The sequence below is a fragment of the Corallococcus carmarthensis genome (genome assembly GCF_003611695.1).
Taxonomy (GTDB): domain Bacteria; phylum Myxococcota; class Myxococcia; order Myxococcales; family Myxococcaceae; genus Corallococcus; species Corallococcus carmarthensis.
Genome location: NZ_RAWE01000315.1, coordinates 1 through 8,397 on the forward strand (window position 1 = coordinate 1; position 8,397 = coordinate 8,397).

Here is an 8,397-nt window from a genome sequence, read left to right on the forward strand (position 1 = left end):
GGCGGGGCCTCCGAATGCGGGGCGGCCTTGCCCAGGCCCTTGAGGGCCTCACCCAGCTTCCGGGCGGCCGCGGCGGTCAGGGCCTTGGGCGCGAGCTTCGCGACGTCCTGGAGGAAGCGCTGGCCGCTCTGGCGGGTGGCCTTCGTCAGCTCCTCGGCGTCCACCCGGATGGGCGGACGCAGCAGATGGGCGGGCCGGGCGAGGCTGGCCACGGATATTTCGATGTCCGGGCCGACGCGCCTCAACACCAGCTCCAGGTGCGCCTCCGTGAGGGACACCTGCGCCAGCCGCCGCTTCCCCGCGTGCAGGGCCGCCACCGCCTCCACCAGAGCGGGAACGACCTCCGCCAGGGGCTCCTCCACCGCCCCGGACAGCAGGTTCACGCCGTCCAGTTCCAGCGCGATGGAATCGAGCGGGGAAGCTGACGGTTCGCGCTTCCAATGGTGTCCGATGCGAAGACGGGTCATTGACGTTCGTTGACAAGCCAGTTTAGCGGTGGCTAGCATCCGCCGCCCATACGGACCTACATTTTTGTAACCGTTCGGAATTCTTGGGGAATACTCGATGACATTTTACGAGGCCGCGCTCAGGGTACTGGAGAGCGAAGGTCGCCCCCTGCATTTCCTTGAGATCACGGAGAAGTCCATCCAGCTGAGCCTGCTGTCCCACATTGGCAAGACGCCCGAAGTGACGATGCTGTCGCGGCTGGCTGCCATGGCGCGGAGGACGCGGGATCGCAAGGTGATTGTCACGGCGAAGGATACCTTCGCATTGACGGACTGGTCGCTCTCCGAGGACGTCGAGGCACTTGCACAAACGGGCGTGATGGAGCCGCATCCGGAGGAAGAGCTTCCTCCGCTGCGGCCCGTGGAGCGCCACCCGGAGCCTCGCACGGACAACGTCCGCGCGTCGGGCCGAGGCACGGAGCGCAAGCGCCGCCGTGACGAGGGCGATGAAGAGCGGGGTGCACGCCGCAAGCGCTTCCCGCCGCTGCCGGAGGTCGTGTTCGAGATCCTCAGCGAGGCCGAAGCTGGGCTGCGCACGGATCAGCTCATCGAACGCGCCAAGGCCAAGGAGCTGTGCGCGGAGGAGACGACGGTGGAGGCGGTGCTCACCGCCCTGCTGGAGGACAACCAGCGCCGCATCGACGCGGGCCGCCGGCCGCAGTACGCCTTCAACCAGGAGACCGGGGAAGTGTCCCTGGAGCGCGCGGGCGCGCCGAGCGAGGCGCCGCCCCTGGAGCTCCAGGCCGCCTTCGCGCAGGCCCTGGGCATCCCGCTGGAGGGGGGCCGCCCGGTGCTGGGCAAGCCCGCCGCCGCGGGAGAGCCGCTGGTGGACGAGGCCCTCATCACCACCGCGCGCACGGCCATCAAGGACGCGCGCCGGGCGGTCGCTCGCGGGCTGTGCAAGCGCCTGGGCGACGCGGACGTGGGCACCTTCGAGAAGTCCGTGGTGAAGATGATGCACGGGCTGGGCTTCCGCGAGCTGAAGGTCGCGAAGCGCTCCAAGGAAGGCCCCCTGCTCACCGCGCGCAAGCGCGAGGGCAGCGTGGAGCTGCGCTACGCGGTGCGCATGCTCAAGGGCATGCCGGGCATCGACCGCAAGACGGTGCAGGAGCTGCGGCGCGACCTGGGCCACTACTCGGCGCAGGTGGGTCTGCTGGTGAGCGCGGGCGAGGTGCGTGGCGACGCGCGCTCCGAGGCGCAGGCCACCGGCTCGCTGGTGATGCTGTGGTGCGGTGACGCCCTGGGCGAGAAGTTCCTGGAGGCGAAGACCGCCGTCACCGTCACCCAGGTGGAGCTGTACGACATCGACGAGCGCTTCTTCGAGGCCGCGAAGCTGGACGCCGAGGAGGCCCAGCGCCGCCGCGAGGAGCGCAAGAGCGAGAAGCAGGCCCGCGAGGAGGAGGGCGGCGGCGAGGTGGAGGTCTCCACCACCACCGCTGAAAAGCCGGAGCGCGTGGAGCGTCCCGAGCGCGGTGACCGTCAGGAGCGCTCCGAGCGCCGCCGTGACCGTCAGCGTGAACGGGCCGAAGCGCGCGACGCGGCCCAGCCCGCCGCCGAGGGCTCCGAGGCCAAGGCTTCGCCGGTGGCCCCCGCGCCGCCGGCCGCCGCCGGGTTCACGCCCACGTCGGAGGAGGACGAGTCCGAGGAGGGCGACGACGAGGGTGACGACGAGGACCTGGAGGCCGCCAGCGCCTTCGTGGGTGGAGCCAAGGAGGGCGCCGAAGCCGGCTCCGCCGAAGGCAGCGCCTCCGAGCGCAAGCGCCGCCGCCGCCGTCGCCGGGGCCGTCGCGGCCGTGGCACGCGCGGAGCGGAGGGCACGCCCGCGGGTGAAGCCGGCGCCACCACGGGTGAGGCTGGTGCCACCACGGTGGCGGCGGTCGCGTCCGGTGAAGGCGTGGACTCTTCGGGTGGCATCGCCGCGCCGTCGCCGGGCGGAAGCGTCACCGGTGAGCAGGTCGCGCTCGCGGGTGAGGCCCTGCCGGTGAGCACGGAGGCGTCCGCCAGCCCGACGACTGAGGAGGCCGCCGCCACGCCGCCCGCGGCGGGCAACGCCTGGCAGGCGGGCGAAGCGGTGCAGGCTCCGCCGGAGTCCGACGAAGCCGCGCGGGTACGGGCCGACGCCGCCCACGCCGCGTCCGATGCGGTGACCCCGGTCTCCGCGCAGGCGCTGCCTCCGGAAGAAGCCACCGCCGAAGCGCCCTTGCAGCCCGCGGAAGTCCGCGAGGCCCGCGAGGTGCACGAAGCGCCGGTGTCCCCTGGAACGGAAGGTTCGTCCGAGGGCAACAAGGAGGGCTGATCCTCCGCACGGAATCGGGTGCGGTGGACGCGGGAGTGTTAGCCTGTCGAGGCCATGAAGCCGGCCCTGCTGCTTACCTCCTGCGTGCTGTTCCTCGGGGCCTGCCGCTCGCAGGCCCCGCGCTATCCGGTGGCGCCGGTGGAAATGGCCGGGGCCACCTTGCAGGACAACGCCCTCCTGGGTTTCGGCCCGGAAGGCGTGCGGGACCTCTTCGATGACGCGCTGGCGTCCTCGGGCCGCTTCGAGCTCTTGAGCGATGAAGTCCCCAAGAAGTCCCGCCCCTGGCGCCTGTCGCTGGAGGTGCCCTTCACCCGCGAGGTGCTGAAGGACGGCAACCCGCACAGCTTCGCGGAAGTGGGCGCCAACCTCTCCCTGGAGCGCTTCGGCGGAAACACGCCCCAGCGCTACGAGGTCGTGGGCCTGGGCGAGGCGGCGGTGGAGGAGGACTCGGCGGAGGGACGGCGGACGGCCATGCGCGCCGCGCTGGAAAGCGTGCTGCGGCAGGTGACGGAGTCCGCGGTGCTGCAACTGGCCGCGTTGGATCGCTCGGACGAGGCGCTGGTGGCGGACCTGCAGGCCTCCGACTCGCGCATCCGCGAGTTCGCCCTGCGGACGCTGGCGGAGCGCAAGCACCCGGCCGCCGCGCCGCTGCTGATTGAACGGCTCAAGGACACCAGCGACGCGGAGCAGGTGCGCCGCACCATTGGCGCGCTGGCGGAGATGAAGGCCAGGAGCGCGGTGCCGGCGCTCATCGACCTGGCGCGCGGCCGCGACTCGGGCTTCCTGCAGGAGATCGTCTTCGCCGTGGGCGAGATTGGCGGCCCGGAGGCGGAGGCGTACCTGTACACGGTGGCCCAGGGCCACGACACGCCGTCGGTGCAGGCCGCCGCGCAGCAGGCGCTGGACACGCTCTACGCATCACGCAACCACGCAACCGCGGAGGCGCGTGGCCAGAGCCACGCGGACCCCTAGCGCATGAAGCAGTCGTCCCTGAAGCAGTCGCTGTCGATGGTGGGGGGCCTAGCCCTCCTGGCCTCCACGCTGGTGGGCTCCGGATGCGCGAAGCGCGTCGAACCGGACGCGCGCCCCTCGCCCGAGTCCATTGCCCAGTACTACCCGCTGGCCGTGGGCAACGCGTGGACGTACCGGATCGACGGCCGCGACGACAAGCCCGTCACGGTGGAGATCGTCAAGGAGCAGGACGGGTACTTCCTGGACAACCAGGGCGGCCAGCTCACGGTGGACGCCTTCGGCCTGCGCGACCCCAAGCGCTACCTGCTGCGCGGCCCGCTGGAGGCCGGACGCGGTTGGAACAACGTCGTGTCCGTGTCGTCCACGGAGCGCTACCAGCTGGTGCAGGTGGGCTTCGCCTGCAAGGTGCCCGCGGGCTCGTTCCCCAACTGCGTGAGCGTGGAGGGCCGCAACAAGGTCGACGCGCAGACGACGCTCATCAACACGATCACCTTCGCCGCGGGCGTGGGCCTGGTCCGCGTGGACGTGGCCACGGAGCACGAGGGCAAGCGCGTGCCGCAGACGGAGCTGGAGCTCATCTCCTACAAGGCGGATGGCGCCAGCACCCCGGCCGCCCCCGCCGCGCCCGCCCAGAACTGAAGCGGCCCGCCTCGTGGAGACTCCCGAGCTCACGCAGGACGCGCGCATCCTGAACTTCCTCGCGGAAGGCGGGGAGGGCTTCATCTCCGGCGAGGCGCTGTCCACCCGGCTGGGCCTGTCGCGCACGGCGGTGTGGAAGCACGTGGAGGCCCTGCGCGTGAAGGGCTACCGCATCGATGCGGTGCCCGCGAAGGGCTACCGGCTGGTGGGCCGGCCAGACCGGCTCTCCGCGCTGGAGGTCCATCCGCTGCTCGCCACGCGCGCGGTGGGCCGCGTGCTTCACCACCACGACACCATCGGCTCCACCAACGCGGCGGCCTTCCGGCTGGCCCAGGACGGCGCGGGCCACGGCACGGTGGTGGTGGCCGAACAGCAGACGGCGGGCAAGGGGCGCCGGGGCCGCGCCTGGGTGTCTCCGCCGAACCTCAACCTGTACTTCTCCGCCATCCTGCGCCCGGAGCTGCCGCCGCAGCGCGCGCCGGAGCTCACGCTGGTGGCCGCCGTGGCCCTGGCGGAGACGCTGCGCGAGGCGGGCGCCGACGCCGCCATCAAGTGGCCCAACGACGTCCAGATCTCCGGACGGAAGGTGGCCGGCATCCTCACGGAGCTGTCCGCCGAACCCGAGCGCGTGCACTTCGTCATCGTGGGCGTGGGCGTGAACCTCAACTCGGGCGAGGAGCACTTCCCCGAGGAGCTGCGCGCCACGGCCACGTCGCTCGCCCTGGCGCTGGGGCGGCCGGTGGCCCGCGCGCCCTTCGCCGCCGCCCTGTGGACCCGGCTGGAGACCTGGCTGGACACGTACCTGGCCACCGGCTTCGACGCGGTGCGCACCCGCTGGAAGGCGCTCTCCAGCACCCTGGGAGTGCAGGTCCGGGTGCGGACGGACCGGGGGGACTGGGAGGGGTTCGCGGAGGACATCGACCCCACGGGCGCGCTCATGGTGCGCATGGCGGACGGCCACGTGGAGCGCGTGCTGGCGGGGGACGTGGAGCAGCTGCGTCCCCAGCGCTAGAGTGCGCAAGCGATGCTCCTGGCCATCGACGTCGGCAACACCAACACCGTCCTGGGCGTGTACGAGGGCCGGCGGCTCCTGGACCACTGGCGCCTGGAGACGAGCGCGCGAAGGAGCGCGGACGAGTACGGCATCCTCGTGCGCCAGCTCTTCTCCTGGAGCGGTATCGACGCGAACCAGGTGAAGGCCGTGGCCGTGTCCAGCGTGGTGCCGCCGCTCCAGTTCAGCCTGGAGAAGATGAGCGAGCGCTACTTCAAGACGCGCCCCATGTTCGTGGGCCCGGGCGTGAAGACGGGCATGCCCATCCTCTACGACAACCCGCGCGAGGTGGGCGCGGACCGCATCGTCAACGCGGTGGCCGCCTATGAGAAGCACCACCGCGGCCTCATCGTGGTGGACTTCGGCACCGCGACGACGCTGGACGCGGTGACGCCCAAGGGCGAGTACCTGGGCGGCGCCATCTGCCCCGGCGTCAACATCTCCATGGAGGCCCTGTTCCAGAACGCCTCCAAGCTGCCTCGCGTGGAGTTCGCGCGTCCGCCCCACGTGGTGGGCCGCAACACCGTGCACTCCATGCAGTCCGGGCTCGTCCACGGCTACGTGAGCATGGTGGACGGCCTGTGCGCGCGCATGGAGGCGGAGATGGGCTTCTCCGCGAAAGTGGTGGCCACCGGGGGCCTGGCCCCGCTGGTGGCCAGTGAATCGAAGGCCATCCAGGAGGTGGATGAGTTCCTCACCCTGGAGGGGCTGCGCATCATCTACGGAAGGAATCACGCGTCATGAGCACCGCCGCTGACCCCAGCATTCCGGCCCCGCCCCCGGGCTGCCCCTTCAACGCCGAATTCCTGCCGCCCAACCTGCGCAAGCACGTGGACCCCAACGCCCCCGTGCCCCTGCGCATGATGGCGGCCAAGTCGCTGGTGCCGCTCAACCCGGCGGACATGCTGGGCGCGCTCTACATGCTCACGTTCGACCCTGAAGCGAACGTGCGCGAGACGGCCGCCAAGACGAGCGCGGCGCTGCCGGAGCGCATCCTCGGCTCCGCGCTCCGTGACGAGGGCGTGCAGCCGCCCGTGCTGGGCTACTTCCTGGGCCTGCTCAAGGACAAGGAAGCCTACGCGGAGATGCTCGTCCTCAACTCGGAGACGCCGGACGACGCCGTGGCCAGCGTGGCGTCCTCGTGCAGCCCGAAGGTGGCGGAGATCATCTCCCAGAACCAGCTGCGCCTGCTGCGCAACGAGGGCATCATCCGCGGCCTGTGCACCAACCCCGGCGCCCCGGCGTCGCTCGTGGACAGCGTCTGCGACTTCGCGGTGCGCAGCGGCCTGGTGCTGGCGGACGTGCCCGCGATGCAGGCCGCCCGCGTGCGCATCTACGGCCCGCAGGCCGCCGCCGCGCCGCCGGATCCGGGCCCCACCGCGGAGGAGGTCCTCCAGGAGCTGGGCACGGAGGCGCAGGCCGAGGACGCCGCGCCCATGGAAGAGGGCAAGCGCATGACGCTCGCCCAGCGCATCATGAAGATGTCCATCGCGGAGAAGATCAAGCTGGGCACGCTGGGCAACAAGGAAGCCCGCTCCGCGCTCATCCGCGACACCAACAAGCTGGTCTGCGTGGCCGTCATCCGCAGCCCGCGCATCACCGACGGCGAGGTGCTCGCGTGCGCCGCGAACCGCGCCATCAACGACGACGTGCTGCGCGTCATCTACAACAACCGCGAGTGGACGAAGATGCAGAAGGTGAAGCTCGCGCTGGTGAAGAACCCCAAGGTGCCGCTCACCGTCACCATGAAGTTCCTCAACACGCTGCGCGACGCGGAGCTGAAGGACCTGGCCCGCGACAAGAACGTGCCTGCGGCCGTGCAGTCCTTCGCCAAGAAGCTGCATGAGAAGAAGACCGCCCCCAAGAAGGAAGGCGGCAAGTAGTCCGGGGCCAACGCGGGGGAGGGCGGTCAGCCGCGCCTTCCCCCGGGCCCGTCACCGAGCCCGTCTGGCGGTGCGGCGGTGCTTCAGGCCGCGGCTTCCTCGTCGGCGTCGTCGCCCACGGAGGTGCCCGGCTCGTCCAGCAGCTGCTGCGCGATGGCGAGCGCCTTCTTCGTCTTCTCGCGCAGCTTCTCGTCGCCCTTGATGCGCGCGTAGAGCTTCGTCACGCGCTCCTCGTTGCGCACCGCCGCCTGCTCCAGCTCGGTGATGCGGGCACGCAGGCTGTCCGCGTCCGCGGCGGCCTGGGCGCTCTGGTTGGAGAGGTCCGCCTGCGCCTGCTCCAGCTGGCCACGGAGGCCTTCCAGTTCGCCCTGCGCGGACTCCACCTGCGAGCGCAGCCCTTCGGCCTCCTCGCGCGTCGCCTGGAGGTCCGCGTCCTGCTGGGCCACCTGGGCGCGCAGACCTTCCACTTCGCCCTGGAGCTCCTGGGCCTGGGCCTGGTGCTGATCCAGCTCCGCCTGCAGCGCGCCCAGCTTCGCGGTGGCGCCGCGCGCCTCCTCCTTCGCGGTGGCCAGCTGCTGATCCACGCGCTTGCGCTCCGAGGTGAGCTGCTCCGTGCGCGTGGTGAGCGTCTTGATCTGCGCGTCGCGGCGGTTCAGCTCCTCATCGGAGGTGGAGGCCTTCTGCTCCAGCTCCAGGTGCTGATCCTTCAGCTCGATGATCTCCTGGTCCTTCTGGTTCAGCTCCGACTTGAGGCGGAGGATCTCCTTGTCGCGCTTGTTGACGGTATCACGCAGCGCGAAGGTGTCCTTGTCGCTCTTGCCGGCGGTGGAGCGCGAGGCCTCCAGCTCCGTGGCCTTCGCCTGGAGCTCGGACTCCAGCGACTGCACGCGCTCCTCGGCCTGGGTCGCCTGGCCTCGCGAGTCCTCCAGCGCGCTCTGCAGCTCCGCCACCTTCGCGCGCAGGTTGCGCAGCTCCGCCAGATCCGCGGCGGACGTGCCGGAAGCCACCGGCGTCACCGGTGCGGCGACGGCGGCGGGGCGGGCCGCGGCG

Annotated in this window: 6 protein-coding genes and 2 pseudogenes; 6 read left to right on the forward strand and 2 right to left on the reverse strand. The window is 71.3% G+C overall.

Annotated features, from left to right (window positions below):
• Nucleotides 1-383, reverse strand: a pseudogene (locus D7X32_RS41445) (outer membrane protein assembly factor BamB family protein); the annotation flags it as partial.
• A 181-nt stretch (nt 384-564) separates the two neighbouring features.
• Here D7X32_RS41445 and D7X32_RS41450 point away from each other — a divergent pair.
• Genes D7X32_RS41450 through D7X32_RS41475 form a run of 6 tightly spaced genes read left to right on the forward strand, consistent with a single transcriptional unit; the run spans nt 565 to nt 7,347 of the window.
• Nucleotides 565-2,802, forward strand: a complete 2,238-nt coding sequence (locus D7X32_RS41450; protein WP_244239470.1) for an HTH domain-containing protein — start codon at nt 565-567, stop codon at nt 2,800-2,802.
• A 54-nt stretch (nt 2,803-2,856) separates the two neighbouring features.
• Nucleotides 2,857-3,774 carry a HEAT repeat domain-containing protein gene (locus D7X32_RS41455; protein WP_120608029.1) on the forward strand — a complete coding sequence of 306 codons (918 nt, stop codon included), beginning with the start codon at nt 2,857-2,859 and terminating at the stop codon, nt 3,772-3,774.
• 3 nt (nt 3,775-3,777) lie between these two features.
• Nucleotides 3,778-4,413 (forward strand): hypothetical protein, encoded by a 636-nt coding sequence (locus D7X32_RS41460; RefSeq protein ID WP_120608030.1) that lies wholly within the window; start codon nt 3,778-3,780, stop codon nt 4,411-4,413.
• 13 nt (nt 4,414-4,426) lie between these two features.
• Nucleotides 4,427-5,425, forward strand: coding sequence for a biotin--[acetyl-CoA-carboxylase] ligase (locus D7X32_RS41465; RefSeq protein WP_167506565.1), 999 nt, complete (start codon nt 4,427-4,429; stop codon nt 5,423-5,425).
• A 12-nt stretch (nt 5,426-5,437) separates the two neighbouring features.
• On the forward strand, nt 5,438-6,208 hold the full coding sequence (locus D7X32_RS41470) for a type III pantothenate kinase (RefSeq protein ID WP_120608032.1): 771 nt from the start codon (nt 5,438-5,440) through the stop codon (nt 6,206-6,208).
• Nucleotides 6,205-7,347, forward strand: coding sequence for a hypothetical protein (locus D7X32_RS41475; protein WP_120608033.1), 1,143 nt, complete (start codon nt 6,205-6,207; stop codon nt 7,345-7,347). Before D7X32_RS41470 ends, D7X32_RS41475 begins: the two co-directional genes overlap by 4 nt.
• 83 nt (nt 7,348-7,430) lie before the next feature.
• Here the strand turns inward: D7X32_RS41475 and D7X32_RS41480 are convergent.
• Nucleotides 7,431-8,397 (reverse strand): annotated as a pseudogene (locus D7X32_RS41480) (response regulator); the annotation flags it as partial.

Bases quoted from the DNA above. Each gene is read 5' to 3' on its own strand.
- D7X32_RS41460 (WP_120608030.1), top strand. From the start codon at position 3,778: ATGAAGCAGTCGTCCCTGAAGCAGTCGCTGTCGATGGTGGGGGGCCTA.
- D7X32_RS41475 (WP_120608033.1), top strand. From the start codon at position 6,205: ATGAGCACCGCCGCTGACCCCAGCATTCCGGCCCCGCCCCCGGGCTGC.
- D7X32_RS41450 (WP_244239470.1), top strand. From the start codon at position 565: ATGACATTTTACGAGGCCGCGCTCAGGGTACTGGAGAGCGAAGGTCGC.
- D7X32_RS41455 (WP_120608029.1), top strand. From the start codon at position 2,857: ATGAAGCCGGCCCTGCTGCTTACCTCCTGCGTGCTGTTCCTCGGGGCC.
- D7X32_RS41470 (WP_120608032.1), top strand. From the start codon at position 5,438: ATGCTCCTGGCCATCGACGTCGGCAACACCAACACCGTCCTGGGCGTG.